Here is a 26583-nt window from a genome sequence, read left to right as displayed (position 1 = left end):
ACATCAGGGTCGTGACGATCACTAGCACGGTAAGAAAAACAAACACGAAGCCCATGCCGAGCCCCATCAGGGCGAAGCCCTCGTTCAACAGCTGCATGTCCTGCATGCGGAAATCTCCTCGAAACTCGGCTATCTTCCCCAGGCGCCCACGAAGCAGGATTCGCGACGCCGAATCGTGACAATGTGGTCCCGCCCTCCCTTCGGGAGGGCGAGGTCGGGCAGGGTCAGCGAACGGCCGCGAGGAAGCGGCGATGCTCGGCCAGCGCCCGCTCGGCCGCCACCGCGGTGAGGCGCACCTCCTGGCCCGGCAGGCACTGCGCCAGCCGCGCGCAGGCCAGGGGCGTCAGCGCCCCCAGCCGTGGATAGCCACCGATGGTCTGGCGATCATTGAGCAGGGCGATGGGCTGACCATCCGGCGGCACCTGGACCGCACCCAACCCGAGCCCCTCCGAGACCAGGGTTTCCAGCCGGCAGTGCAGACGGGGACCGGTCAGCCGCACCCCCATGCGATCGGCCCTATCGTCGACCCGCCAGGCGGTGTTGAAGGCCCGGTACAGGCTCAGGCCGTCGAACTCGCCGATCTGGGCCCCCGGCAGCAGGGCCAGGTGCGGCACCGCGGCGTAGTCGGGGCGGACCTCGGCCGGCGCCGCCTCGCTGCGCTCGTCCTGGGCCGCGGCGCTGGTGTCCAGGCGGTCGCCCTCCGTCAGCGGCTGCCCGTGGCCGTCATGGCCGCCCAGCCCCTCGCGGACCACACAGGCCGTGCTGCCGAGCACGGGGTCGGCGCGAAAGCCGCCGGCCACCGCCAGGTAGGCCCTCAACCCGGCGACCGGCTGACGGAAGGTCACCACCTGCCCGGCCCGCACCCGCAGACCACGCCACAGCGGCAGCGGCGCATCGTCCAGGGTCGCCCCCAGGTCGCCCCCGCAGACCGCCAGCGTCAGGTCGCGCGCGGCCTCGAGCGCCAGCCCGCCGAAGGTGACCTCCAGCGCCGTCGTGCCCCAGCCATTACCCACCAGGCGGTTGGCCCAGGCCCAGGCATGCAGGTCCGCGGGGCCGCCCTGGGTCACGCCCAGCCGTCGCACGCCGAAACGCCCGGCATCCTGCAGCAGCGCCAGCGGGCCGGCCCGGCGCACGCGAAATCCCGGCACTGCATCGCTCATCGCTTGTCCTCCATGGCCGTGATATCACCGCCCAGGCGGGCGAACTCGTCCCGCGTCACGGGCACGAAGCGCACCCTGTCGCCCACCTGCAGCAGGCTGAAGCCCTCGCGGTCCCGGTCGAAGAGTACCGCGGCGGTGCGACCGATCAGGTTCCAGCCGCCCGGAGAGGCCATCGGATAGGCCGCCGTCTGGCGACCGGCGATCCCCACGCTGCCCGCGGGCACACGCTTGCGGGGCGTCTCGAGCCTGGGGCACGCCAGGCGCTCCTCCACACTGCCCATGAAGGCGAACCCCGGGGCGAAGCCCAGCGCGAAGACCCGGTAGGTGGCCTCACTGTGCCGCTCGACGACCTCCTCCACGCTCAGCCCGCTGCGCTCGGCGAGCCGGGCGAGCTCCGGTCCCACCGAGGGGTCGTACCAGGTGGGCAACTCCCTCAGCGGCGCTCCCTCGGCCGCCTCGTCGGGGCGCAGGGACGCCACCACGCCCGCCAGACGCCGGTGTGCCTCGCCAGGCGAGAGCGCCAGCGGGTCGAAGACCACCAGCAAGGTGGTGTAGGACGGCACCAGGTCGACGAGCGCCTCGCCGAAGGCCGCCTCGCAGTCCCGCACCAGGGCGGTGATCCAGGGCATGTTGGCCTCGTCGATCTCCTCGAACAGGCGCACCAGCCAGCCGTCGAGACCGGCGGACTCGAGCCGTGGCAATCGCATGGCCCTCATCCGGCCTCCCCCGCTTCGCTCAAGGCCGCGCGGATGGCCTTGATGGCGGCGATCGACTCGGCGTTGTCACCGTGCACGCAGAGGGTATCCGCCGCCAGCACCAGCTCGCTGCCGTCGCTGGCGACCAGCGGCTCCCCCCGGGCGATGCGCCGGGCCTGGTCGACGATGACCTCGGTATCGTGATGGACGGCGCCCAGCTCGCGCCGCGAGATCAGCCGTCCCTCGCCATCGTAGGCGCGGTCCGCAAAGGCCTCGAACCACAGGGTCACGCCCTGCTCGTCGGCCAGCTTCCGCGCTTCGGAGGGATCCCGGGTGGCCATGACCATCAGCGGCAGGTCGGCGTCGTAGGCCACCAGCGCCCGCATCACGGCGGCGAGGATCTCGGGGTCCCGCATCATGTCGTTGTAGAGCGCCCCGTGCGGCTTGATGTAGCCAATGGAGACGCCCTCCGCCCGGCACAGCCCGGCCAGCGCCCCGACCTGATAGAGCACAAGGTTCTCGATTTCCTCGGGACTGCAGGCCAGGGAGCGACGCCCGAACCCGACCATGTCCGGGTAGGCCGGGTGGGCGCCCACCGTCACGCCATGCTTGCGTGCCAGGCGAACGGTCATGCGAATCACGTCGGGGTCGGAGGCATGAAAGCCGCAGGCCACGTTGGCCAGGTCGACGTGGGGCATGACCTCATGGTCCAGCCCCATCACCCAGGGCCCGAAGCTTTCGCCCATGTCGGCGTTGAGGAGCAGAGATTTCATGGGGATCTCTCCAGATAAAATTTCATCGATAAATTATCAATGTTTTATTCCTATAACATCATCAATTGGTCTATATATCGTTGACGTATCTCTCGCTTGCTGCATAACCTTCTCCCCCTCCACCCGCTATGCTCTAGCGAGAGCCATGGAATCGCGCGGCCATCACGCCGCACGTTGCCCCATAACAATAGACCGACCCGCGAGAGGAACCGCTCATGACCGTCCGTCAACTGCCGCTGCCCCGGCTCGCCTCTGCCATCGCGCTGGGCGTGGGCCTGGCCACCCTGGGCCTCGACGCCCAGGCCGCCACCGAGTGGGACATGCCGACGCCCTACGGCGACCGCACCTTCCATACCGTGAATATCCGCGAGTTCGCCGACGATGTCCGCGACGCCACCGATGGCGAGCTGGACATCACGGTACATTCCAACGGCTCGCTGATCGGCCATGCCGAGATCAAGAACTCGGTACGGCGCGGCATCGTGCCCATCGGCGAGCTGATCATGTCCCGGCTGGCCAACGAGAACGCCATCTTCGAGGTGGACTCGGTCCCCTACCTGGCGGCCAGCTACGAGGACGCCCGAACCCTGTGGGAGGCCTCCCGCGAGGTCATCGCCGAGGAGCTCGCCGAGCAGCAGCTGCGCCTGCTGTTCGCCGTGCCCTGGCCGCCTCAGGGCATCTACACCAACCAGCTCGTCGAGGCGCCGGAGGACCTGCAGAACCTGAGCATGCGTGCCTACAACTCGGCCAGCGAGCGGCTGGCCCAGCTGGCCGGCGCCGTGCCGACCCAGGTCGAGGTGCCGGACATTCCCACCGCCTTCAGCACCGGCCGCGTGGATGCCATGATCACCTCGCCGGCCACCGGCGCCGACACCAAGGCCTGGGACTACCTGAGCCACTTCAACCATGCCCAGCTGTGGTTACCCAAGAACATGGTCATCGTCAGCGAGCGGGCCTTCTCGCGGCTCGACGAGACGACTCGCCAGGCCGTGCTGGACGCCGCCGCCACAGCCGAGGAGCGGGGCTGGGAGATGAGCCGCGAGGAGACCGACGAGGCCCTGGCGGTGCTCGAGGAGAACGGCATCACCGTGACCACGCCGACGCCGGAACTCGCCGCCAAGCTCGAGGAGATCGGCGCCACCATGACCGACGAGTGGGCCGAGCGCGCCGGCGAGCAGGGCACTACCATCCTCGAGGCCTACCGGGCCGCTAAGCAGTGACTGGGGCAGACCGGCGGGATCTGCCCGCCGGTCGCGTCCTCGATTGCCACCACCAACCTGCCGGGCCACGTCCCGGCAGCCTCGGGTACCCCAAATGTCCTATCGACTCAGGCCCCTCTACAACCTCGGCGGCTACCTGTCCGCCACCTGCCTGGTGCTGATCTGCACGCTTATCACCGCCCAGATCCTCGGTCGCCTCATCGACCTGCTGACCACCGCCATCGGTGTGGGCCGCATCGGCCTGACCATTCCCGGGCTCGCCGAGATCTCCGGCTTCCTGCTGGTGGGCGCGACCTTCCTGGGGCTGGCCTATACCTTCATCCACGGGGCGCACATCCGCGTGACCCTGGTCATCGGCCGGCTGCCGGCCCACTGGCGGGTCTTCGTCGAGGTGTTCTGCCTGAGCCTGGCCCTGGCCCTGTGCCTCTACCTGGCCTGGTACCTGTACCGCCTGCTGGCCGACAGCATCGCCTTCGGCGAGACCTCCTACGGCCTGCTCAGCATCCCCCTGTGGCTGCCGCAGTCGGCCATGCTCGCCGGGATCGTGCTGTTCTGCCTGGCCCTGGGCGAAGCCTGGGGGCAGACACTGGCCACCGCCCTGCGCCGCCCCGGGGATTTCACCATCGACGACGGCAACCAGGAATAAGCGAGAACCGACCATGCTGATACTGACCACGACGCTCTTCGTGACGCTGCTGGTGCTGCTCGGCAGCGGCGTCTGGGTGGCCTTCTCGCTGCTGGGCCTGGGCTGGATCGCGCTGAGCCAGTTCACCACCATCCCCACCGGGGACGTGATGGCTTCCGACATCTGGGGCGCCAGCTACAGCTGGGAGCTCACCGCCCTGCCGATGTTCATCTGGATGGGCGAGATCCTGTTCCGCTCGCGGCTGGCCGACGACATGTTCACCGGCCTTTCCCCCTGGATGCAGCGCATCCCCGGCCGCCTGCTGCATACCAATGTGGTGGGCTGCGGGCTGTTCGCTGCAGTCTCCGGCTCCTCCGCCGCCACCTGCGCCACCATGGGCAAGATGACCATCCCCGAGCTGACCCGTCGCGGCTACGACGAACAGCTGGTGATCGGCACCCTGGCCGGCTCGGCGACCCTGGGCCTGCTGATCCCGCCCTCGATCATCCTGATCGTCTATGGCGTGGCCACCGACCAGTCCATCGCCCGGCTGTTCATCGCCGGCATCTTTCCCGGCCTGCTGCTGATCAGCCTGTTCGCCGGCTACCTGATGCTCTGGGCCTGGCGCTATCCCGACAAGGTGCCGGCGGCCGATGCCCGGGTCGGCTGGGGGGAGCGCCTGCGCCGCTCACGGCGACTGATCCCCATGCTGGGCCTGATCATCGGCGTGATCGGCTCGATCTATGCCGGCCTGGCCTCGCCCACCGAGGCCGCCGCCGTGGGCGTGGTACTCTCGCTGCTGCTGGCAAAGGTCCAGGGCAGCATGGACCGTCGGGTGTTCCGTGATGCGCTGCTCGGTGCCGTGCGCACCTCCTGCATGATCGCCTTCATCCTCGCCGGCGCCTCCTTCCTGACCGCCGCCATGGGCTTCACCGGGCTGCCCAGCGACCTGGCCGCCTGGATCGGCACCCTGGGGCTGTCGCCGGTGATGCTGCTCGCGGCGCTCACGGTGCTGTTCATCCTGCTCGGCTGTTTCCTGGACGGCATCTCGGTGGTGGTGCTGACCACCTCGATCCTGCTGCCCATGGTCGAGGCGGCGGGGATCGACCTGATCTGGTTCGGCATCTACCTGGTGATCGTGGTGGAGATGTCGCAGATCACCCCGCCGATCGGCTTCAACCTCTTCGTGCTCCAGGGCATGACCGGCCGCAACATCCTGAGCATCGCCTGGGCGGCCATGCCCTTCTTCTTCCTGATGATGCTCGGCGTGGTGCTGATCGGCGTCTTCCCGGAGATCGTCACCTACCTGCCCACCGCCATGGGGAACAACTGATGAGTCAGGACGACAGCCGTACCGCCGCGTCGCCCCGCGGCCCGATCGTCTCCTCGGAACACCTGTCGCGCAACGCCCAGGAGCTCTCGGAGTTCGAGTTCGGCATGATCATCGCCAGCCATGCCTTCCAGCGCTGGATGGTGCGTTGCATGACCGCCGCCGGCCTGCCGGAGCTCGGCTCGCTCGACGTGCTGGTGCTGCACAGCATCAACCACCGGGAGCGCGCCAAGCGTCAGGCCGATATCTGCCTGGTACTCAACGTGGAGGACACGCATACGGTGACCTATGCGCTGAAGAAGCTGGGCAAGCTGGGGCTGGTGGAAGGCGAGAAGCACGGCAAGGAGACCTTCTTTCGCACCACCGACCAGGGGCGGGCGACCTGCCAGCGCTACGCGGAGATCCGCGAGGCCTGCCTGGTCGACTCGCTGTCGACGCTGGGCATCGAGCGCGAGGACCTGCACCGCATCGCCGCGAGCCTGCGAGCCATGTCGGGGCTCTACGACCAGGCGGCGCGCTCCGCCGCCTCGCTCTAGGCCTCAGCCGCCCTGTGCCGCCTCGGCCTCGCGCCGGGCGACTTCCAGGGCTGACCGGGGATCCCGGGGGTAGAAGCGCTCCGGCTGGCGGGCCACGTGGGCGAAGTAGCGGGTGTCCTTGTAGGGCATCTTCATGAACCCCGAGACCCCGAGCCCCTCGATCAGCCCCACGGCGTCGAGGATGTCATCCAGCCGGCGGCGGAACTCATCCTCCCGGGACGGGTCGAGCAGGCGGTAGTGGCTGTGGATCTTCAGGTGCTCGGGCAACGCCTCGAAGATGATCATGCCGGTATGGTGGATTTCGTTGAGGGCCTCCAGGGACGTGATGATCGCCTCGGGCAGCACCAGGAACTCCTCCGGGTCCGGCCCGTCCTCGAAGTAGCTGTGCAGCCGCGAGCGATCCTCCAGCTCGGGGACAGCGCTGACTTCGTAGGCCAGGCGAAGGTCCGGCGAGACCACGAAGGGCCGGTCGGGCCCCTCTCGGTCCAGGTGCAGGGTGTCCCGGGCATTGAACAGGCAGCTCTTGAAGATGCCGCGCCGGTGGATGGCCCGGGCGAGGGTCACCATGTTGTTGACCGCAGCCACGAAGGCCGGCTTGAGCGCCGGGTCGTGGAGGTTCAGGGAGGTATCGATATAGACGCCATCGACCTCCCAGCGCACCGCCAGCCCGCCCACCACGGGGTACTTGCCGAGCCGGCTCACCGCGGCCAGGAAGGCCTTCTCGGTCTCGCCCATGCCCTGCATGAAGTTCTTGTAATAGCGATCCAGCTGGACGTCGTTGACGTCGTTCAAGGTCTCGCGTACGCCCTCCTCGCGCAGGAAGGACTTGCGCGAACTGTAGACCACGGTGTCGATCTCGCGGTCGGCCGGCCGGGTCCAGACCGGCACCATGGGCGCCTCCGGCGGGCTCGGCAGATCCAGCATCACCAGCTTGCCCAGTCGCGGCATCTCGCGGATGAAGTGGTCACCCGCCTTCATGCGGGTACGGGGGTCCGGGTCCAGCATGCCGTCGAGCATGCGGGCGAACTCCATGGGCAGGCCGAGTGACGTAGCCGGGATGGCGCGATGCCCGAAGCGGCACGACTGGGCGGAGGCCAGAGCATAGAGGGTGCCGGCCGCCCCCTGTTCGTCGAAACGCGGCGAGGACAGCGCGCCGTTGAGCTGCTCCTCGCCGATGAAGTAGACGTCGCCAAGCCGGGCGTTGGTCTGCTGGAGGTTGTCCGACATCAGCTCCATGACGTTGGCCGAGACAAACTGCAGCTCGGCGTCGAGCTGGGCGAACACCGAGGAGCCCCAGTCGATCAGCGCGATGGTCTCGCGCGCCTCGTCATAGACTAGGTTGGACGGCTTGATGTCGCCGTGCACCACGGGCTTGCCGGAGGGCCCGGACTCGCGGCGCAGGGCGCGCAGGATGTCGGCGAGCTGGTCGGCGATGCGCACGATCAGTCGCGGCGACAGCTGCCCCTCGCGCAGCGAGACCTCCTCCAGGTTGACCCCAGGCGCCCGTTGCATCACCAGGATCGACTGATTGCGCACCCGCTGGAAGACGATCAGCCGGGGGACCCGGGGATGGGCGACCTGCTCCAGCATGAAGGCCTCCTCCTCGAGGCGGTCCTGCAGGTGCTGGGGCAGGTTGACCCGAGTGAACTTGAAGACGTACTCCTCGCCAGTGGCGGTCAGGCCGGCAAAGACGAAGCCGTAGGCGCCCTTGCCGATCAGCTCGATATGCCTATAGCCCAGCTGCTCGAGCTGGGCCTGGCACAGCGCTACCCACTCCTTGAGCTTGCGGGCGTCGTGGTGGCTCAGCAGGTAGACCGACTGGTCTTCCGGGATATAGAACTGCTGCAACGGCTGGGTCATCGGCCTCGCCCTTCGCGACTTTCCTGCACCATGGTATCGGGCACCGGGGAGCATGACACCTCCCCGGCCCCCGTCCTGGCCAACGCCGTCAGGCCAGTTCGAGCAGTAGCGTCTCGGGGTCTTCGAGGTAGCCCTTCCAGGCATTGCAGAAGCGGGCGATGGTGCCGCCGTCGATCAGCCGGTGATCGCCGGCCCAGGTCACGGTCATGATCGCCCGCCGGGTGACCTCGCCGGCCGCATCGAAGCGCGGCAGCCACTGGGTCTTGCCGATGGCCACGATGGCCACCTCCGGGGCGTTGATGATGGGCGCGGCATAGGTGCCGCCCAGGGCCCCGATGTTGGAGATGCTGATGGTCCCGTCCCGGAGGTCGGCCTGGGCCACCCGGCCCTCCCGGGCCTCGCCGGTGAGGCGCTGGATCTCGCGGGCCACCTCCAGCAGGCTGCGCGTCTCCACGGCCTTGACGTTGGGCACCATCAGGCCCGCCTTGCCGTCCACCGCCATGCCGATATTGCAGGACGGCAGGTAGTGGATCTCGTCGGCGGCCTCGTTGAGCCGGCTGTTGAGGATCGGGAAGTCCTGGATCGCCAGCGCCATGGCCTTCATGAAGAAGGGCATCAGGGTGAGCCGGGCCTCCTTGGCCTCCGCCCTGGGCTTGAGCCGCTCGCGCAGCGCCAGCAACTCGGTGACGTCGATCTCCTCGCCGTACTGGAAGTGCGGGATGGTCGAGGCCGCGGCCACCATCTGCCGGGCCATGGCCGCGCGCACGCCGCGCAGCGGCTCGACGCGCACCTCGCCCTGCCCGGCCGGCTGGGCGGGCGCCGGCGACGCCGTGGCGGCCGCCTGGGGCGCCCTCGCCTCGCCCCCTTCCAGGTAGGCGATCACGTCCTCCTTGAGCACGCGGCCGTCCTTCCCGGAACCGGGAATCTCCTCGAGTCGCAGCGCATGCTCGCGAACCAGGCGCCGCACGGCGGGGCTCGCCGGGACCCGGCCGTGGGGTCCCCGGCCGGTGCGGGCGGGGGGCGCCGGGGCGACGCCCTCGCCCGGTGCCCGCGGCGTCTCGGCCCGGGCCGCCTGGCCGGCCGGGGCACTCTCGGCCGGCTCGGCACCACCCTCGGGCATATAGGCAAACAGCGGCGCATGGACCTTGGCGACCTCGCCCTTGCCCACGTGCAGCTTGGTGACCCGGCCGGCCTCGGGGGCGGTGATCTCGACCATGGCCTTGTCGGTCATGACATCGACCACCGGCTGGTCCTCTTCGATCTCCTCGCCCTCGGCCACGCGCCACTCGACCACCTCGCACTCGACGATGCCCTCGCCGATATCCGGCAGGATAAAGTCCTTGGCCTGGCCTGCCGGGGCAGGCGCCTCGCCGCCACTCGGGGCCTGGCCACCGCTCGCCGGCGGAGCCTGGGGCTCGGCCTCCGCCTTCGGCGCCGGCGTTTCGCTCGGGGATGCCTCGGCGGTCGTGCCCTTGGCGTCGTAGGCGAACAGCGGTGCATGGACCTTGGCGATCTCGCCCTTGCCCACGTGCAGCTTGGTGACCCGGCCGGCCTCGGGGGCGGTGATCTCCACCAGCGCCTTGTCGGTCATCACCTCGACCACCGGCTGGTCTTCCTCGATGGCATCGCCCTCGTCGACGCGCCATTCCACGACTTCACACTCCACGATACCTTCGCCGATATCGGGCAGCTTGAACTCCGTCATGATGTCTCTCCTGTCCTGATATCGGCCGTCAGTAGTTCACGCACTCGCGAATGGCCTCGAAGATCTTGAGGTGGTCCGGCAGGTATTCCTTCTCCAGCGTCAGCGGGAAGGGGGTGTCCAGGCCGGTCACGCGCATGATGGGCGATTCCAGATACAGGAAGCAGCGATCCTGGATGGCCGCGGCGATCTCGCCGGCGAAGCCGCCGGTGCGCGGTGCCTCGTGGGTCACCACCAGCCGGCCGGTCTTGAGCACCGACTCGGCCACCGTGTCCGCGTCCCAGGGCAGGATGCAGCGCAGGTCGATCACCTCGCAGGAGATGCCCTCCTTCTCGGCCAGCTCCACGGCCTTGTCGATGACCTCCATCTGAGCCCCCCACCCCACCAGGGTGACGTCGCTGCCCTCCTTGGTGATCTCTGCCTCGCCCAGCGGCAGCTGATAGTCCTCGTCGGGGACCTCGCCGGTGGAGGCACGGTAGAGGCGCTTGGGCTCGAAGAAGATCACCGGGTCCGGGTCGCGGATCGAGGCGAGCAACAGCCCCTTGGCCTCGTAGGGATTGCGCGGCACGACGATCTTCAGGCCCGGCGTATGGGCGAAGTAGGCCTCCGGGGACTGGGAGTGATAGTGGCCGCCGGAGATACCGCCGCCATAGGGGGCACGGATGGTCAACCCGCCCACATTGAAGAGATCGCCGGAGCGATAGCGAAACTTGGCAGTCTCGTTGACGATCTGGTCGAAGGCCGGAAAGATGTAGTCGGCGAACTGGATCTCCGCCACCGGCACCGAGCCCTGGGCGGCCAGGCCATTGGCGAAGCCGATGATGCCCTGCTCCACCAGCGGGGTATTGAAGCAGCGCTGCTTGCCGTAACGCTCCTGGAGATGGCTGGTGGCGCGGAAGACGCCGCCGAAGCCGCCCACGTCCTCGCCGAAGCACAGCACCTTCTCGTCCTCGGCCATGGCGATGTCCAGGGCATTGTTGATCGCCTGCAGCATGTTCATGGTCGGCATCTCAAGACTCTCCCTTGTCGTTGGCGTCGTCGGTACGGCTCACCTCGGGATCCAGGAAGCGGGCTCCCTTGGGGTAGGCGTCCGGGTAGCGACGGATGTGCGCCTTGAGGGCGTCGAGCTGATGCTGCAGGGCCGGGGTCACCTCGGCATAGACGTCGGTCACCAGGCTGTCCAGGGGCGGCGGCGGCCGTTTCTCGGCCTGTTTCATGGTCTCCAGCACCTCGCGACGCAGCCGCTCCTGGAGGGCCTTCTCCTCCTCGTCGTCCCACCAGCCCTGTTCGCTCATCCAGCGCTTCATGCGCAGGATGGGGTCCTTCTCCCGCCAGGCCTCCTCTTCCTTGCGCGAGCGATATCCGGAAGGGTCGTCCGAGGAGGAGTGGGCGGCCAGGCGATAGGTCATGGCCTCGATCAGCACCGGCTTGTTGTGCTCGACGGCGAGGCGACGCGCCTCCTGGGTGGCCCGGTAGACCGCCAGGATGTCATTGCCGTCGACGCGGATCACGTGCATGCGATAGCCGAAGGCTCGCGGCGCCACGCCGTCGGCGGCGAACTGCTCGATGGCCGGGGTGGAGATGGCGTAGCCGTTGTTGCGGCAGAAGAAGATCACCGGTGCCTCGTGGACCGCCGCCATGTTCAGGGCGGCGTGGAAGTCGCCCTCGGAGGCGGCGCCTTCGCCGAAGAAGACCACGGTGCACAGGCCGTCGCCGGCCAGCTTCTGGCCGTAGGCATACCCCGTGGCCTGGGGAATCTGGGTGGCCAGCGGCGAGGAGATGGTCATGTAGTGCAGCTTGCGCGAGCCGTAGTGGATCGGCATCTGGCGGCCCTTGCCGTAGTCCAGCTCGTTGCCGAACAGCTGGTTCATGAACTCATCGAAGGTGAAGCCGCGATAGACCAGGGCGCCCTGCTCGCGGTACTGGGCCATGATCATGTCGGCATCGTCGAGTGCCGCGGTGGCGCCGATCACGGCGGCTTCCTCGCCGGTGCACTGCATATAGAAGCTCAGTCGACCCTGACGCTGGGCGGCCATCATGCGCTCGTCGAGCACCCGGGTGGCGATCATCGCCGTGTAGATGTCGCGAGCCTTGTCGCGGTCGAGGGTCGGGGCCTCGGCGCCCTCGTGGAGGGTGCCCTCCTGGGTGAGGACCCGATAGGTGGGAATGCTGAACTCGTCCCCGGCCAGAAAATCCGGCGAGTGGATATCTCGCGTTGTGCTCATCGTCATGATCCTTACCCCTTTTGAGGGCAGTGTTGTCTCTATTCTTTCGGATCGCCAGGGGATTGCCCCGGCGCCGATCAACGCAGCAGGATTGACGTTAACGTAAACTGAAAGGCTTGAACAGTCCCCGGGAGCCTTCTGCCATGCCCGCATGAGGGGCACGGCAGGCTCAGCGAACCGGACGGGATTGCAGGCGAGCGAAGAGGCTGTCGACGGTGAGCGCCAGCAGGCCGATCAGCACTGCGCCCTGGAGGACATAGGCGGTGTTGCCGTTGACGATGCCCGAGATGATCGGGTCACCCAGGTTACTGGCGCCCACGGTGGCACCGATGGCCGCGGTGGCGATATTGATGGTCACCGAAGTGCGGATGCCGGCGAGGATCACCGGCGCCGCCAGGGGCAGTTCCACCTGGCGCAGCAGCTGCCCCCCGGTCATGCCCATGCCCCGTGCCGCCTCGCGCACGCCGGGGTCGATGCCCTCGATCCCGGCCAGGGTATTGCGCACGATGGGCAGCAGGCCGTAGAGCACCAGCGCCACGATGATCGGCAGGGTGCCGAAGCCGAGCACCGGCACGGCCAGCGCCAGCACCGCCACCGGCGGGAAGGTCTGGCCGATGGAGGCCAGCTGGGCCACCAGCGGCAGGAAGTCGCGTCCACCCGGCCGGGTGACGGCCACCGCGGCGCCGACGCCCACCAGGATCGCCAGCAGGCCCGCCACGCCGACCACCAGCAGGTGGCGCCCGAGCAGCACGAGGAAGTCGGCACGTGCGTAGACGACGGCCCGGCTGTCGGGCTCGACCAGGCGGAACAGTCCCTCGAGCTGCGCCATGCCCAGGCAGGCCGCCAGCAGCAGCAACAGCCAGACGGCCGGCGCCAGCCAGCGGCGACCCGCCTGTGTCCCGGCCCGCCAGGTCAACGCCCTAGTCATGGCTTCGGGCCCCCACCAGCCGCCGCAGCGACAGCTCGCCGATGGGGATATCCTCGTCGTCGACCACGGTCAGGCGCTCGGCGTGGCGCCAGAGCATGATCGACAGGGCCTCGCGCAGGGTGGCGTGCTGGACCACCCGCTCCCGGGCCACCAGCCGGGGGCCCAGCGGCAGCATCCGCTCGCTCACCGGCAGCAGGGCCGCTTCCTTGAGGCCACGGTCCTCGCCGCCGAGCAGCGAGGCGACGAAGTCGTCGGCGGGCTCGCGGAGCAATGCCAGGGGGTGGCCCTGCTGCCGGATGCGGCCCTGGTGCATGACCACCAGACGGTCGGCCAGGCGCAACGCCTCGTCCATGTCGTGGGTGACGAAGACGATGGTCTTCTGCAGCCGGGCCTGCAGGGCACGCAGCTCCTCCTGCAGGGTTTCCCGTGTGATCGGGTCCAGGGCGCCGAAGGGCTCGTCCATCAGCAGGATATCGGGGTCCGCGGCCAGGGCCCGGGCCACCCCGACCCGCTGGGCCTGGCCGCCCGAGAGCTGGCGCGGATACTTGCCCGCGAACTCGTCCACGGCCAGGCCCAGCAGGGTCATCAACTCCTCGACCCTCTCGCGGACCCGTTCCGCCGGCCACTTGAGCAGTCGCGGCACCAGGCCGATATTGCGCTCGACCGTCCAGTGGGGGAACAGGCCAGTGCTCTGGATCGCATAGCCCATGCGCCGTCGCAGGGTCTCCCCGCGAAAGGCGCGGATCTGCTGGCCCTCGATATGGATCTCGCCCTCGCTGTGCTCGATGAGGCGATTGATCATGCGCAGGGTCGTCGACTTGCCGCAGCCGGAGGTGCCTACCAGCACGCAGAACTCGCCCCGGGCCACGGACAGCGAAATGTCCTCCACCGCGGTCTCTTCGCCGAAGCGCTTGGTCACGTGGATCAGATCGATCATGTCGCCCCTCCCGGGCGCAGCAGGTCGGTGAGGGCCCCGAGCAAGGCATCGGCGACCAGCGCCATCACCAGGATCGGCAGGGCGCCGAGCAGCACCAGGTCCATGGCCGCCTGGCCCAGACCCTGGAAGATGAAGGTGCCGAGGCCGCCGGCGCCGATCAGCGCGGCCACCGCGGTGAGGCCAATGGCCTGCACCGAGGTGATGCGGATGCCTTCGAGGATCACCGGCAGCGCCAGCGGCAGGCGCACCTGGCGAAACACCTGGCCGCGGCTCATGCCCATGCCGCGGGCCGCCTCGATCACCCCGGGGTCGACCTCGTCCAGGGCGACGAAGGTGTTGCGCACCATAGGCAGCAGGCTGTAGCCCACCAGCGCCAGCAGCGCCGGCGCCCAGCCGATGCCGCTGACCCCCAGGGCCGCCAACCACTCGACGTTGGCGGCCAGCCAGGCGAGCGGGGCCAGCAGCAGGCCGAACAGCGCCAGGCTGGGAATCGTCTGCAGGAAGTTGAGCACCGCGAAGCCGACCTTCTGGACCCCGGGCCAGTGACGCATGGCCAGGGCCATGGCCACTCCCAGCACCAGGCTCGCCGCCACGGCCACGCCGACCAGCAACAAGTGCTCGCCGATGGCACCGAGGAACTGCTCGCTGCGCCCCAGGTACTCCTGACGCAGGGCCAGGGGCTCGAGCCACACGGCCAGGCAGGCCGTCAGGCTCGCCAGCGGCACCAGCAGCAGCGCCCAGCCCAGCGCCCGCGACAGGGACAGCCGGCTGCGCAGCTCGATCATCGCCAGCAGCAGCAGGAAGAGCGCAACCCAGACACCCGCGCCAATCCCCATGCGAGCCTGAGGCAGTGCGGGGTCGACCAGGTTGGCGGCGGCCAGCGCCAGCCAGGCGGGCAAGGCGGCCAGCATCGCCACGACCAGTCCCAGCGACAACCTGAGCCTGCCCAGGGTGGGCCGCCAGGCCAGCCCGAGCCCGGCCAGCAGGGGCAGCAGGCTCGCCGCCAGGCCGGCGGTACCGGCGACCTCATGGGCGCCATGGCCACTGCCGGGCACGATGCGGTTGGGCGCGACGCTCACGGCGTCCAGGCCGACCCAGGCGACCAGGGTGGCCAGCAGCAGGCTGGCAAGGACGATATTGGGGCGTGAGGTTTCCCGACGCACCCCGGGCCTCACTCGTCCAGGCTGGCGAGGAAGTCCGCGGCGACCTGCGCCGGGTCACGCCCATTGACGGCGACATCGCCGTTGAGGCGCTGCAGGGTGTCGCGATCCAGGGCCGCGAAGACCGGGGCCAGCAGTGACTCGATCTCCGGGTGAGCCTCGAGCACGCTCTGCCTGACCACCGGGGCCGGCTGGTAGACCGGCTGCACGCCCAGGGTGTCGCTCATCACCACCAGGTCCAGGGCCTGGAGGCCGCCGTCGGTACCGTAGGTCATGGCGGCATTGACGCCGCTGGTCTGCTGGGCGGCGGCGCGCATGGTGGCGGCGGTGTTGCCACCGGAGAGCACCAGCAGCTGCTCCTCGGACAGCTCGAAGCCGTAGGCCTCCTGGAAGGCCGGCAGGGCCTGGGGCGACTCCACGAACTCGGCGCTGGCGGCGAGCTTGATCTCGCCCCCGTCGTCCAGGTAGGCCGCGAGATCCTCGAGACTCGCCAGGTCGTGCTCGCGGGCCAGCTCGCCGCGCACGCTGATCGCCCAGGTGTTGTTGGCATCTGCCGGGGTCAGCCAGACCAGGCCGTTCTGCTCCCGATCCTTCCGGCTGACGGTCTCGTAGGCCTGCTCGGCCTCCTTCCACACCGGGCTGTCGGCCATATCGAAGAAGAAGGCGCCGTTGCCGGTATACTCGGGATAGAGGTCGATCTCGCCGGCGGTGAGCGCCCCACGCACGATACTGGTGCCGCCGAGCTGCAGGCGATTCTCGACCTCGATGCCGCCGGCCTCCAGGCGCTGCAGGATCAGCTGCCCCAGCACCGAGCCCTCGGTATCGATCTTGGAGGCGACCACCACCGGGTCCTGGGCCTGGGCGACGGCGAGGGTCATCAGGGTGCCGGTCGCGACGGCAGCGAGACGCGTCAGTACTGGCTTCATGGTTACCACCCACTTCCTTATTGAATGTATCCTGAGTATAAGGCCTGTACAGCTTGGCTGTCAGAACGGCATCTCAACGCCAGGAACCAGAGCGCATGCCGCCCGACGGGCTTCACGATATCATCGACCGCTGGCATCACCCGCTGGTCAGGGACCTGGCCTGGCTGCTGCTGGCACCGGACCTGCTCGATCTCCGCCGGCCGGACCCGGCGAGCCTGGGGCTCGCCGACGACAGGGCCCTGGCGGACTTCCTGGATGCGCTCCAGGCCCGCCCGAGCGCCCTCGAGCGCTGCGTGGGCGCGACCCTCAAGGGACGCATGGGACACTATCACGAGCGGCTGTGGCAATTCCTGCTGGCCACCGCCCCCGCCACCCAGCTGCTGGCCCACAACCTGCCGGTGGTGCGAGACCACCGGACCCTGGGCGAACTCGACCTGGTCTACCGGCTTCGCCGCGACCCCGCCCCGGTGCATCTGGAGGTCGCTATCAAGTACTACCTGGGCCTCCCGGAGGGCCCCGGCGCCGAGGACGACCAGGCCCGCTGGATCGGCCCCGGGGGACTGGACAGCCTGGCCCTCAAGCGCAGCCACCTGGAACGTCACCAGCTGCCGCTGGCGCACTCGCCGGACGCGCGAGCGGCCCTGGCCGCGTGTCTCGGCCACTCCCCCCTGCCGCGGCTGCAGCAGCGCCTCGCCATGCCGGGCGTGCTCTTCTACCCGCTTGACCATGACCTGCCCCCGCCCCGGGATGCCTCGCCGGCGCACCTGCGGGGCCGCTGGCTGCACTGGCGCAACTGGTCGGCCCTGCGCGCCGAGCTGCCCGAGGGCAGCCGTGGCGCCTGGCTGTGCAAGCCTCACTGGCTGGCCCTGCCCCGTGCCGAGCGACTGGCGCCCCTGGCGGTACTGGAACATCGGCTGAAGACGCATTTCGCCGCTCATGGCGCCCCGGTGCAGCTCGCCCTGCGCCTCCCCGGACCGCCGTCGCCGACGCAGTGGTGCCGGCTGTTCGTCGTCACAGACGACTGGCCGCGCCAGGTGCCGTTGCCGCCCGCCTAGCCACACACCCGGCCTGCCGCCGAGCGCTCGACCCGATTCGTCTTCCGCGGCCCTTCTTGCTGCCGGCCGACACAGGGAAAAATTAAAGAACAGCGTTTACGAACAGCGTTCTTCTACTATCCTGAGGTCATGGGCTGGCCCTCCCGACCGGGATGAGTGCCCGCCCTCCCACATCGATACCCAGCGACCAGGAATCGCTGCCCATGGCTGGCACTCCATTTGGAGGGATGCAATATGAATCAGCTATTGCCGTTGCCCCCGGCTCCCTTGGCGAAATGCCCCCTCCCCCAAGCAGGCCGGACAGGCCGGCTCGGCCGGTTCTCGCGCCCCCCTCCCCGATCTCATGACGGGGTAACCGCCGGCGGCCTGTCCCATGCGCCCACGAAGGCCTGGTACCCACGCACCAGGCCAACGCCAGGCGCCGAGTCGCTCTCTATTCAGGCTGGCACGGACTGACGCCGCCGCGCCTGCCGATCTGGCAAGCATCCTGAGCTCACGCCCTTCACGGGTGATCAAGGGAGGGAAATCCTCATGCACATCGATGCTCCCCTTGCCCCTCGCTGGCAGCAAGTCCATGCCGACTGGTGGCAGGACAATCGGGGCAACGACATCCATCGCGTCGACATCGACGACGACGCCCTCTACCACTGCCATCTCGCCGGATCGCCGCTGCCCTGGAACGCGGTGGCCAACAGCCTTGCCGAGGCCATGGCCGTCGTCGACGACAGGCCGAACGCAGCCTCCCGCTTCTGTCATGCCCGAGAGAGTCGCATCACTGAACCGCAGGAGCCGTCCCCTGGCGCGCGTTCAGTCGCCGACCCCGGCGTCTGAGCGCGGCCGACACAAACACGCCCGGCAATTGCCGGGCGTATCGTCTCTCAGGCGGGACGCTCACGACCCGTGGATCGAGCGCTCGCTGGTGGCCGCCATGGCAGGCGGCCTGCCCTCGCGCCTTCGGCACATGGGGCTCAGTCGCTTGGCGCCTCGAGGACCCAGGTGGTCCCCTCTCGGCTGTCCTTGAGCACGATGCCGAGCGCGGCCAGCTCGTCCCGGATGCTGTCGGCTCGGGCGAAGTCCCGGGCCTTCTTGGCCGCGGCCCGGGCGGCGATCCGCGCCTCGATCTCGGCCTCGGGCAACGGCAGGTCGGCCACGCCGCCCTGGAGGAAGGCCGCCGGCGCCTGCTGCAGCAGACCCAGCACCTCGCCCAGCCGCCTGAGCTCGGCGGCCAGCGCCGGCGCCTGCTGCGGGGCCTCCTTCTTGGCCCGGTTGAGCTCCCGGGCCAGGTCGAAGAGCACCGACATCGCCTCGGCGGTATTGAAGTCATCGTCCATGGCGGCGGTGAAGCGTCGATCGAAGGCCCCGTCCACCGTGCCCTCCTGCGCCTCGACGTCCGCCAGGGCATTGTAGAAACGCTCCAGAGACTTGCGGGCGTCGGCCAGCGACTCGGGGGCGTAGTTGATCGGGCTGCGATAGTGGCTCGCGACCAGCAGGTAGCGCACCACTTCCGGGTCGTGGTGCTCGAGCACCTCGCGGATGGTGAAGAAGTTGCCCAGCGACTTGGACATCTTCTCCTGGTTCACCCGCACGGCGCCGGCATGCATCCAGGTATTGACGTAGGGCTTGCCGGTGGCCGCCTCGCTCTGGGCGATCTCGTTCTCGTGATGCGGAAAGGTCAGGTCCGGCCCGCCGCCATGGATGTCGAAGGTCTCGCCCAGGCAGCAGGTGGACATCGCCGAGCACTCGATGTGCCAGCCGGGACGTCCCGCCCCCCAGGGCGACAGCCAGTTGGCCTCGCCGGACTTGGCCGCCTTCCACAGCACGAAATCCAGCGGGTCCTCCTTGTGCTCGTCGACATCGACCCGGGCCCCGGAACGCATCTCGTCGGGGTCGCGGTTGTTGAGCTTGCCGTAGCCCTCGAACCGGCGCACCCGATAGTAGACATCACCGTTGTCCGCGGCATAGGCATAGCCCTTGTCGATCAGCGCCTGGATCATGGCGACGATCTCGTCGACATGCTGGGTTGCCCGGGGCTCGGCGTCGGGGCGCAGCACCCCGAGACGGCCCTCGTCCTCGTGCATGGCGTCGATCATGCGGTCGGTGAGCGCCTCGATGGTCTCGCCGTTCTCGTCGGCTCGCCGGAGGATCTTGTCGTCGATGTCGGTGATGTTGCGCACATAGGTGACGTCGAAGCCACGCGCGCGCAGGTAGCGAGTGATGACGTCGAAGGCCACCATGACCCGGGCATGGCCCAGATGGCAGTAGTCGTAGACGGTCATGCCGCAGACGTACATGCGCACCTTGCCCGGATCGATGGGCGTGAAGGTTTCCTTGCGCCGGGTGAGCGTGTTGTAGATCTGCATGTCAGCCCTTCTTCTTGATCTTCGCCCAGGTGTCCTTGAGCCCCACGGTGCGGTTGAATATCAGCTTGTCCGGCGAGGAGGCATGGCGGTCGGTGCAGAAGTAGCCCACTCGCTCGAACTGGAAACGGCTCTCCGGCGCGGTGCCGGCCAGGCTCGGCTCGGCGACCCCCTGCACGGTGACCAGCGACTCGGGATTCAGGTGCTCGAGGAAGTCGGCGTCCTTGTCCTTGTCCGGCTGTTCGACCTGGAAGAGGTTGTCGTAGAGGCGTACCTCCACGGGCACGCCATGGCTGGCGCTGACCCAGTGGATCACGCCCTTGACCTTGCGGCCCTCGGGGTTCTTGCCCAGGGTGTCGAAGTCCACCGAGCAGCGCAGTTCCTCGACCTCGCCGCCGGCGCCCTTCACCACCTCGTCGCAGCGGATCACGTAGGAATTGCGCAGGCGCACCTCCTTGCCCGGCGCCAGGCGGAAGAACTTCTTCGGCGGCTCCTCCATGAAGTCGTCGCGATCGATATAGATTTCCCGGCCAAAGGGAATCCGGCGCACTCCCATGTCCTCGCGGGCCGGGTGACCGGGCACCTCATAGACCTCTTCATGGTCCTCGGGCACATTGGTCAGCACCACCTTCAGGGGCTTGAGCACGCACATCGCTCGCGGCGCATTGTCCTCGAGGTCCGAGCGCAGGGCGTGGGTCAGCATGGCGATGTCCACCAGGCCACCGTCGGCCCGGGTGACGCCGATCATCTCGCAGAACTTGCGGATCGAGGCCGGAGTGTAGCCACGGCGACGCATCCCGGAGATGGTCGGCATGCGCGGGTCGTCCCAGCCATCGACGATGCCCTCGTCCACCAGCAGCTTGAGCTTGCGCTTGGAGGTCAGGGTGTAGTTGAGGTTGAGCCGGGCGAACTCGATCTGACGCGGCCGGGCCGGCACCGGCAGGTTGTCCAGGAACCACTCGTAGAGCGGCCGGTGATCCTCGAACTCCAGGGTGCAGATGGAGTGGGTCACTCCCTCGAGCGCATCCGACTGGCCATGGGTGAAGTCATAGGACGGATAGATCTTCCAATTGTCCCCGGTCTGGTGGTGATGGGCGTGGCGGATCCGGTAGAGAATCGGATCCCGCAGGTTGATATTGGCGGCGGCCATGTCGATCTTGGCCCGCAGCACCTTTTCACCCTCGGCGAACTCGCCGACGCGCATGCGCTCCAGCAGGTCGAGATTCTCCTCCACGCCGCGCTCGCGATACGGGCTCGGCCGCCCCGGCTCGGTCAGGGTGCCGCGATACTCGCGCATCTCCTCCGGCGAGAGGTCGTCGACATAGGCCTTGCCCTCGCGCACCAGGTGCTGGGCCCAGCTGTACAGTTGATCGAAGTAGTCGGAGGCAAAACGCACCGGCCCTGCCCACTCGAAGCCCAGCCAGCTGACATCCTCCTTGATGGCGTCGATGTAGGCCTGCTCCTCCTTCGCCGGATTGGTGTCGTCGAAGCGCAGATGACAGTCGCCACCGAACTGCTCGGCGAGCCCGAAATTCAGACAGATCGACTTGGCATGGCCGATGTGCAGGAAGCCGTTGGGCTCCGGCGGGAAGCGGGTGACGATCTTCCCCTGCCGGCCGGCCTCGATCTCCTCGCGAATCTGGTTGCGAATGAAGTTCGGCGCGCTGGTGGTCTCGCTGGTCATGTTGATAGGGCAACCTCTGGTTGAACGCGGGCCTGTCGCCGCGACACCGGCGCCTCGGCCCCGGCTTCGCGCATCGACGCAAAAGGGCTATTATAGCGCCACGTGCCCATACGGCGCCAAGGCATCCCGCTTTACGACCAGGGCGGTCGCCGCTGGCCTCGACGAGGGGCGCCGCGGACAGGTCACAGGAAAGCGGACCTGTCGGCGGACCGGCCCCGAGCGACGACATAGCGCGCCCCCCTGGCTTCACGAAAGGAAACCGTGATGATCATCCTGCAGACCAACTTCGGCGACATCAGCATCGCCCTCAACCACGACAAGGCGCCGAAGACGGCGGCCAACTTCGAGCAGTACGTCCGCGATGGCTTCTACGACAACACCCTCTTCCACCGGGTGATCGATGGCTTCATGGTGCAGGGCGGCGGTTTCGACCTCGACTTCAACCAGAAGCCGACCCGCGAGCCCATCGAGAACGAGGCCGACAACGGCCTGGCCAACACCACCGGCACCCTGGCCATGGCGCGGACCCAGGACCCGCACTCCGCCACCGCCCAGTTCTTCATCAACGTTGCCGACAACGACTTCCTCAACCATCGCGGCAAGAACATCCAGGGCTGGGGCTACTGCGTGTTCGGCGAGGTGGTCGAGGGCATGGACGTGGTCGAGCGGATCAAGGCCGTGCCGACGACCCGCCGCGGCATGCACGCCGACGTGCCCGCCGATGACGTCATCATCCAGCGTGCCTACGTGAAGGACGATGCCGAGGCCTGAGGCCTGGCCGCCCCGCTGCCCACACACCCGCCCCGGCGGGTGTGTTGCCTTTCCTCCGACGCCGCAAGAGCCACCATGTCCAGCCTGCTGATTTCCGACCTGCACCTCCATCCCGGCGCTCCCGCCATCACCGACGGCTTCCTGGCCTGGCTCGAGGGCCGCGCCCAGGGCGCCGAGGCCCTGTATATCCTAGGCGACTTCTTCGAGGCCTGGATCGGCGACGACCTGATGGATCTCGGCGAGGCCGATCCGACCGGCAACGCCGCCCTGGCGTGGCGCGTTGCCGGGGCCCTGCGGGCCCGCTCGGAAGCCGGCACCGCCATCTACCTGATGCACGGCAACCGCGACTTCCTGCTCGGGGAGCGCTTCGCCAGGGAAGCGGGGGCATGCCTGCTCCCCGACCCCAGCGTCGTGACCCTCGGCGACGAGCGAGTACTGCTGATGCATGGTGACAGCCTGTGCACCCGGGACGAGGCCTACATGGCCTTCCGGGCCCAGGCCCGCGACCCGGCATGGCAGGCGCGGATCCTCGCCATGCCGATTACCGAGCGGCTGGCCCTGGCGCGCCAGCTGCGCGACCAGTCGGGCGAGGCCAACTCCAACAAGGCCGAGGACATCATGGACGTCACCCCGGGCGAGGTGCTCACCGCGCTGCGCCAGCATGGCGTGACCACCCTGATCCATGGCCACACCCATCGCCCCGCCGTCCACCCGCTGGAACTCGACGGCACACCGGCGCGGCGTTTCGTGCTGGGCGACTGGCAGCCGAACCGGGGCTGGGAGATCGAGATCGCGCCGGGACAGGCGCCGGTACTGCGCGACTTCGCCCTCAGCGGCTGAGCGGCAGCGGCCCTAGCCCGTGCCGGAGGCGGGCAACTCCGCCTCCGTCGCCTCGGGATTGAGCTCGGCGGGATTGTCCCGCCCCGGGTACCAGGGCACGCGCCCCTCCAGGACCCCGGTCTCCTCGATGATCCGCGCCACCGTGTGTTCCTGGCGATAGGCCATGATATGGGCGCCGCTCACGCCCTCGATCTCGCGCACCTCGGCGAGGATATCGCAGCACAGCCGCTCGCCCTCCGCCCGCTGGTCCCGGGCGCCCTCGAGACGCCGGATCACCGCATCGGGGATGTGCACCCCGGGAACGTGCTCACGGATCCAGCGCGCGCTGCGTGCGGAGGCCAGGGGGCCCATCCCCACCAGCACGAAGACGCGGTCGGGGCCCTCGAGCACGCCCAGGTCCGCGACCTCGGCCATGAAATCGCGCAGCCGCTGGGGATCGAAGCAGTACTGGGTCTGGAAGAAGCGAGCACCCGCGGCCACCTTCTTGGCCAGGCGAAGCGCCCGCCAGGCGTGCGGGGGCACGAAGGGGTTCGCCGCCGCCCCGAGGAAGATGCGCGGCGGGTCGGTGATCGCCCGACCGCTCTCGAAGCGCCCCTCGTCGCGCATGCGCCGGGCGATTTCCAGCTGCGACATCGCATCCAGGTCGAAGACCGGCCGGGCCTGGGGATGATCCCCGGCCTGGACGCCGTCCCCGGTCAGGCACAGCAGGTTGCAGGCGCCCATGGCCGCGGCCCCGAGGATCTCGCCCTGCATGGCGATGCGGTTACGGTCGCGACAGGACATCTGCAGGATGGTGGCGTAGCCCACCCGGGTCAGCAGTGAACAGACCCCGACGCTGGACATATGGCAGTTGGCCCCGGAGCCATCGGTGGCATTGATGGCATCGACATAGCCGTCGAAGATCGCCGCGCGTCGCAGCACCTCGGCCGGATCGGCGGAGTCCGGCGGGTCGATCTCGGTGGTCAGCGCGAAGCGACCGGCACGCAGCACGCGCTCCAGGCGCCCGGGCGAGACATGGCCCGGCAGGATCGGCAGCGAATAGCCGGGAACCGGCTCGTCATCGAACTTCATGGCTGCCCGCGACCTCCTTGCCGTGTTCGCCGCGCATCACCTTGAGCCAGGAGGAGCGCCCCTGATCGGCGTCATTCACCGGTAGCTGCACCACCTGGATACGATCACCATAGCGCATGCGCCGGCTGCCCTCCCAGGCCTCGATCCACACGCAACGCATCTCGGGCTTCACCTCGCAGCCCCCGTCGGGGCGCACCCCGCCACAGGGGCCGTTGCGCAACCGCTTGGGGCAGTTCATGGGACAGGCCATGCCGGTGGCATTGAGCACGCAATGCCCGCACATCTGGCAATCGAACAGCCATCCCTTGATGGCCCGCTCGACGGCGGCGACCGGCCGCTCCAGTCGCGCGGGACCGATGCGCGCCACCAGCGGCGCAAGCCTGCGCAGCAACGGCTCGAAGCCGTCGTAGAGGATCTCGAAGGCCCGAGCATGGCGGACCACCCAGCGACGTATGCGGTACATGGGGCTGTCCTCACCGTGGTGAATCATCTGGCCCCGTGGGACCTCACCGTCAGGCTAGAAAGCCCGGCGGCCGGCCACTTCCATCAGGACGACAGCACCATAGTACAGGGCGACCGTCGCCACCGCGACACCCGGCGTCGCCGAGGGAACACCGGGTCGGCACACCTGCCCTAGACTCCGAACAGGAATCACCACGGGCGGGCGCGCAATGGCGACATGGATTGATGGCAAGGCGCAGGCTGACGCGCTGCGCGAGACGGTAGCCGACGCGGTTGGGCGACTCGTGGATCAGCGGGGCCTGCTCCCCGGCCTGGCGGTGATCCTGGTCGGCGACGACCCCGCCAGCCAGGTGTACGTGCGGCGCAAGGGCCAGCATGCCCGGGAGGTCGGCATGCGCTCCTTCGAACATGCCCTGCCCACCGCCACGTCCCAGGCGATGCTGCTCGAGCGGATCGCGGGCCTCAACCGCGACCCCCGGGTCCACGGCATCCTGGTCCAGCTGCCGCTACCGGCACATATCGATCCCGAGGCGGTGATCCACGCCATCGACCCGGCCAAGGACGTGGACGGCTTCCACCCCCTGAACGCCGGCGCGCTGGCCGTGGGGGGCGAGGGCCTGGTGCCCTGCACCCCGCTGGGCTGCGTCCAGCTGCTCAAGTCGCAGCTTGGCGAGCTCGCCGGCCAGCATGCCGTGGTGCTGGGCCGTTCGCGGATCGTCGGCCGCCCGCTGGCGAGCCTGCTGCTGCGGGAGGACTGCACCGTCACCGTGGCCCACTCGCGAACCCCGGACCCCGCCACGATCTGCCGCCAGGGCGATATCCTGGTGGCCGCCGCGGGCCGCCCCGGCCTGGTGCGGGATGACTGGGTCAAGCCGGGCGCCACCGTCATCGATGTGGGCATCACCCGCCTCGAGGACGGCGACAGCCGCCGCCTGGTGGGCGACGTGGATGCCGTCAGCGTCTCGCGAGTGGCCGGCGCGCTCACCCCGGTGCCGGGCGGTGTCGGCCCCATGACCATCGCCTGCCTGCTGCACAACACCCTGGTGGCCGCCTGTCGCCAGCTCGGCCTGCCCGACCCGCCCCCCAGCGCCCGAGCCATCGCGCCTCGCGACGGCCTGCCCCTGACACATCCCCATGGGTGACGCCGGCGCACGCGACGGCCAGAGCGCCATGCGACGCCGCTCAGGCGCGGCAGGCCGCCAGCTCGGCCTCCAGTGACGCGACATCGGGCAGGGACTCGGGCGGGCCGATGAGCTCCAGCCGGGAGTCCCGCCGCCAGTCGCTGGGCATGGCGGGCTCGTCGCCCGCGACCCGGTTGTAGCTCCACCAGCCATCGTCGGCATGCATGACCGCCTTGACCCGGACCCCGGCGGGAAGCGCCGCCAGGCAGGCTTCCAGGGCCTGGCGCGAGAAGACCTCCCCGGCATGCCAGCGCCAGCCCAGGCTGACGTGGCCCAGCGCTCTCCCAGTCTCCCTGACAGGCGCCCCCGGGGGCGGGGCGGGCACCGAGGCGCCGTCCGGCGGTGTCTCGAGCAGGGCCCGGTGCGACGCCGGACGACCTGCCAGCTTCCCCGCATGGGGGCCGGCCGACGTCGGCCCACGGACGGCCGGCAGTCGCCCATGGGGGGCCGCCTCGATCCAGGCCACCGCCCCGCCCAGGCCGATGATCCAGTCACGGGCCGCGGCGACCTGGCCCGAAGTCGCCAGATCGGTCATGGTCAGGGCAACGCCGTCGGCGAGCGCCAGCTGGTCGCGGAAGGTCTCGTGCCCCCTGGCCCGGGGATCGTCGAGACGCCGGGGATCGAGCACCGCGATGACCTCCTGGAGCCGGAGCACGTCGGCGAAGGCCTCGCCACGCAGCAGCGCCAGCAGCCCGCCGGGATGGCCGAGCCCCGAGGGCTCGATGATCAGGCGATCCGGACGCTCGCGGCGCAGCAGCTCGACCAGCGTCGCCTGCAGGACCACGGCCAGCTGGCAGCACAGGCAGCCCCCCGGCAGCGCCTTGACCGCCACGTCGTCGCGACCGGCCAGCAGGGCCTGGTCGATGCCCACCCGGCCGAACTCGTTGATCAACACCGCCCAGCGCTCGCCTGCCGGCTTGGTGTCCAGCCAATGGCGAATCAGCGAACTCTTGCCACTGCCGAGGAAGCCGGTGACGACATGGACAGGAATATTGGTGAGCGGAGTGGGCATAGGGGGAGGTGTGAGGTGTGAGGTGTGAGGTGTGAGGTGTGAGGTGTGAGGTGTGAGGTGTGAAATGCTAGGC

Annotated in this window: 26 protein-coding genes; 9 read left to right on the top strand and 17 right to left on the bottom strand. The window is 69.0% G+C overall.

Translation table 11 applies throughout. The annotated features are described in order from the left end of the window. The 4 genes from EKG36_RS20875 to EKG36_RS18835 all read right to left on the bottom strand — a co-directional run. Window positions 1-106 (bottom strand): OadG family protein (locus EKG36_RS20875; protein WP_185827539.1); only part of this gene is annotated, 106 nt, incomplete at its 3' end. 118 nt (window positions 107-224) lie between these two features. After that, a complete protein-coding gene (locus EKG36_RS18845) occupies window positions 225-1160 on the bottom strand; it encodes a 5-oxoprolinase subunit C family protein (protein WP_126486809.1) in 936 nt (311 codons plus the stop codon). Then, a complete protein-coding gene (gene pxpB, locus EKG36_RS18840; RefSeq protein WP_126486807.1) occupies window positions 1157-1876 on the bottom strand; it encodes a 5-oxoprolinase subunit PxpB in 720 nt (239 codons plus the stop codon). The genes EKG36_RS18845 and pxpB overlap by 4 nt, the downstream gene beginning before the upstream one ends. Continuing rightward, window positions 1873-2628, bottom strand: a complete 756-nt coding sequence (locus EKG36_RS18835; protein ID WP_126486805.1) for a 5-oxoprolinase subunit PxpA — start codon at window positions 2626-2628, stop codon at window positions 1873-1875. The genes pxpB and EKG36_RS18835 overlap by 4 nt, the downstream gene beginning before the upstream one ends. A gap of 215 nt (window positions 2629-2843) precedes the next feature. Here EKG36_RS18835 and EKG36_RS18830 point away from each other — a divergent pair, with 215 nt between their 5' ends. From EKG36_RS18830 to EKG36_RS18815, 4 genes are all read left to right on the top strand, one after another. Continuing rightward, complete coding sequence (locus tag EKG36_RS18830) at window positions 2844-3848, top strand: TRAP transporter substrate-binding protein (RefSeq protein ID WP_126486803.1); 1005 nt, start codon at window positions 2844-2846, stop codon at window positions 3846-3848. Window positions 3849-3942: 94 nt separating this feature from the next. Further along, window positions 3943-4494 carry a TRAP transporter small permease gene (locus EKG36_RS18825; RefSeq protein WP_126486802.1) on the top strand — a complete coding sequence of 184 codons (552 nt, stop codon included), beginning with the start codon at window positions 3943-3945 and terminating at the stop codon, window positions 4492-4494. Window positions 4495-4507: 13 nt separating this feature from the next. Next, the gene (locus EKG36_RS18820) at window positions 4508-5806 is read left to right on the top strand and encodes a TRAP transporter large permease (protein WP_126486801.1); all 1299 of its coding nucleotides are present in this window, start codon (window positions 4508-4510) and stop codon (window positions 5804-5806) included. Beyond that, entirely contained in the window at window positions 5806-6339 is a 534-nt protein-coding gene (locus tag EKG36_RS18815; protein ID WP_126486800.1) for a winged helix DNA-binding protein, read from the top strand. The genes EKG36_RS18820 and EKG36_RS18815 overlap by 1 nt, the downstream gene beginning before the upstream one ends. 3 nt (window positions 6340-6342) lie before the next feature. Here EKG36_RS18815 and EKG36_RS18810 read toward each other — a convergent pair whose 3' ends face one another. The 8 genes from EKG36_RS18810 to osmF all read right to left on the bottom strand — a co-directional run bounded on the left by EKG36_RS18810 (window position 6343) and on the right by osmF (window position 16077). Next, window positions 6343-8199 carry a protein kinase domain-containing protein gene (locus EKG36_RS18810; protein WP_126486798.1) on the bottom strand — a complete coding sequence of 619 codons (1857 nt, stop codon included), beginning with the start codon at window positions 8197-8199 and terminating at the stop codon, window positions 6343-6345. A gap of 88 nt (window positions 8200-8287) precedes the next feature. Continuing rightward, window positions 8288-9904 (bottom strand): dihydrolipoyllysine-residue acetyltransferase, encoded by a 1617-nt coding sequence (locus EKG36_RS18805; protein ID WP_126486796.1) that lies wholly within the window; start codon window positions 9902-9904, stop codon window positions 8288-8290. A gap of 28 nt (window positions 9905-9932) precedes the next feature. Beyond that, on the bottom strand, window positions 9933-10910 hold the full coding sequence (locus EKG36_RS18800; protein WP_126486794.1) for an alpha-ketoacid dehydrogenase subunit beta: 978 nt from the start codon (window positions 10908-10910) through the stop codon (window positions 9933-9935). Window position 10911: 1 nt separating this feature from the next. After that, window positions 10912-12132: a thiamine pyrophosphate-dependent dehydrogenase E1 component subunit alpha gene (locus EKG36_RS18795; RefSeq protein ID WP_126486793.1), complete on the bottom strand. Its 1221-nt coding sequence runs from the start codon at window positions 12130-12132 to the stop codon at window positions 10912-10914. Between the two features lie 163 nt (window positions 12133-12295). After that, complete coding sequence (locus tag EKG36_RS18790; protein ID WP_126486791.1) at window positions 12296-13054, bottom strand: ABC transporter permease; 759 nt, start codon at window positions 13052-13054, stop codon at window positions 12296-12298. Further along, window positions 13047-13991, bottom strand: a complete 945-nt coding sequence (locus EKG36_RS18785; RefSeq protein ID WP_126486789.1) for an ABC transporter ATP-binding protein — start codon at window positions 13989-13991, stop codon at window positions 13047-13049. Before EKG36_RS18785 ends, EKG36_RS18790 begins: the two co-directional genes overlap by 8 nt. Then, window positions 13988-15154, bottom strand: a complete 1167-nt coding sequence (locus tag EKG36_RS18780; protein ID WP_126486787.1) for an ABC transporter permease — start codon at window positions 15152-15154, stop codon at window positions 13988-13990. Before EKG36_RS18780 ends, EKG36_RS18785 begins: the two co-directional genes overlap by 4 nt. 8 nt (window positions 15155-15162) lie before the next feature. Continuing rightward, window positions 15163-16077, bottom strand: a complete 915-nt coding sequence (osmF, locus tag EKG36_RS18775) for a glycine betaine ABC transporter substrate-binding protein OsmF (protein ID WP_126486785.1) — start codon at window positions 16075-16077, stop codon at window positions 15163-15165. Between the two features lie 95 nt (window positions 16078-16172). Between osmF and EKG36_RS18770 the strand changes: the two genes are divergently transcribed. Together EKG36_RS18770 and EKG36_RS18765 are read left to right on the top strand one after the other, a co-directional pair. Beyond that, window positions 16173-17132 carry a DUF1853 family protein gene (locus EKG36_RS18770; protein WP_126486784.1) on the top strand — a complete coding sequence of 320 codons (960 nt, stop codon included), beginning with the start codon at window positions 16173-16175 and terminating at the stop codon, window positions 17130-17132. Window positions 17133-17663: 531 nt separating this feature from the next. Beyond that, window positions 17664-17963 carry a hypothetical protein gene (locus tag EKG36_RS18765; RefSeq protein WP_126486782.1) on the top strand — a complete coding sequence of 100 codons (300 nt, stop codon included), beginning with the start codon at window positions 17664-17666 and terminating at the stop codon, window positions 17961-17963. 137 nt (window positions 17964-18100) lie between these two features. Here EKG36_RS18765 and cysS read toward each other — a convergent pair whose 3' ends face one another. Next, entirely contained in the window at window positions 18101-19492 is a 1392-nt protein-coding gene (gene cysS, locus EKG36_RS18760) for a cysteine--tRNA ligase (protein ID WP_126486781.1), read from the bottom strand. Between the two features lies 1 nt (window position 19493). Further along, a complete protein-coding gene (locus EKG36_RS18755; RefSeq protein WP_126486780.1) occupies window positions 19494-21173 on the bottom strand; it encodes a glutamine--tRNA ligase/YqeY domain fusion protein in 1680 nt (559 codons plus the stop codon). 264 nt (window positions 21174-21437) lie between these two features. Between EKG36_RS18755 and EKG36_RS18750 the strand changes: the two genes are divergently transcribed. Then, complete coding sequence (locus EKG36_RS18750; protein ID WP_126486778.1) at window positions 21438-21944, top strand: peptidylprolyl isomerase; 507 nt, start codon at window positions 21438-21440, stop codon at window positions 21942-21944. Between the two features lie 75 nt (window positions 21945-22019). After that, a complete protein-coding gene (locus EKG36_RS18745) occupies window positions 22020-22784 on the top strand; it encodes a UDP-2,3-diacylglucosamine diphosphatase (protein ID WP_126486777.1) in 765 nt (254 codons plus the stop codon). A gap of 12 nt (window positions 22785-22796) precedes the next feature. Here EKG36_RS18745 and EKG36_RS18740 read toward each other — a convergent pair whose 3' ends face one another. Together EKG36_RS18740 and EKG36_RS18735 are read right to left on the bottom strand one after the other, a co-directional pair. Further along, window positions 22797-23855 carry a methylenetetrahydrofolate reductase gene (locus tag EKG36_RS18740; RefSeq protein ID WP_126486776.1) on the bottom strand — a complete coding sequence of 353 codons (1059 nt, stop codon included), beginning with the start codon at window positions 23853-23855 and terminating at the stop codon, window positions 22797-22799. Beyond that, window positions 23842-24318 carry a methylenetetrahydrofolate reductase C-terminal domain-containing protein gene (locus tag EKG36_RS18735; RefSeq protein ID WP_126486775.1) on the bottom strand — a complete coding sequence of 159 codons (477 nt, stop codon included), beginning with the start codon at window positions 24316-24318 and terminating at the stop codon, window positions 23842-23844. Before EKG36_RS18735 ends, EKG36_RS18740 begins: the two co-directional genes overlap by 14 nt. A 208-nt stretch (window positions 24319-24526) precedes the next feature. Between EKG36_RS18735 and folD the strand changes: the two genes are divergently transcribed. After that, the gene (folD, locus tag EKG36_RS18730; RefSeq protein ID WP_126486773.1) at window positions 24527-25459 is read left to right on the top strand and encodes a bifunctional methylenetetrahydrofolate dehydrogenase/methenyltetrahydrofolate cyclohydrolase FolD; all 933 of its coding nucleotides are present in this window, start codon (window positions 24527-24529) and stop codon (window positions 25457-25459) included. Window positions 25460-25499: 40 nt separating this feature from the next. Here the strand turns inward: folD and EKG36_RS18725 are convergent, their stop codons facing one another. Next, on the bottom strand, window positions 25500-26510 hold the full coding sequence (locus tag EKG36_RS18725) for a CobW family GTP-binding protein (RefSeq protein WP_126486812.1): 1011 nt from the start codon (window positions 26508-26510) through the stop codon (window positions 25500-25502). Window positions 26511-26583 lie beyond the last annotated feature (73 nt).

This window comes from Halomonas nitroreducens (assembly GCF_003966155.1).
Taxonomy (GTDB): domain Bacteria; phylum Pseudomonadota; class Gammaproteobacteria; order Pseudomonadales; family Halomonadaceae; genus Halomonas; species Halomonas nitroreducens.
Note: the sequence above shows the minus strand (reverse complement) of the source record. Positions and strands in the feature narration are given on the sequence as shown.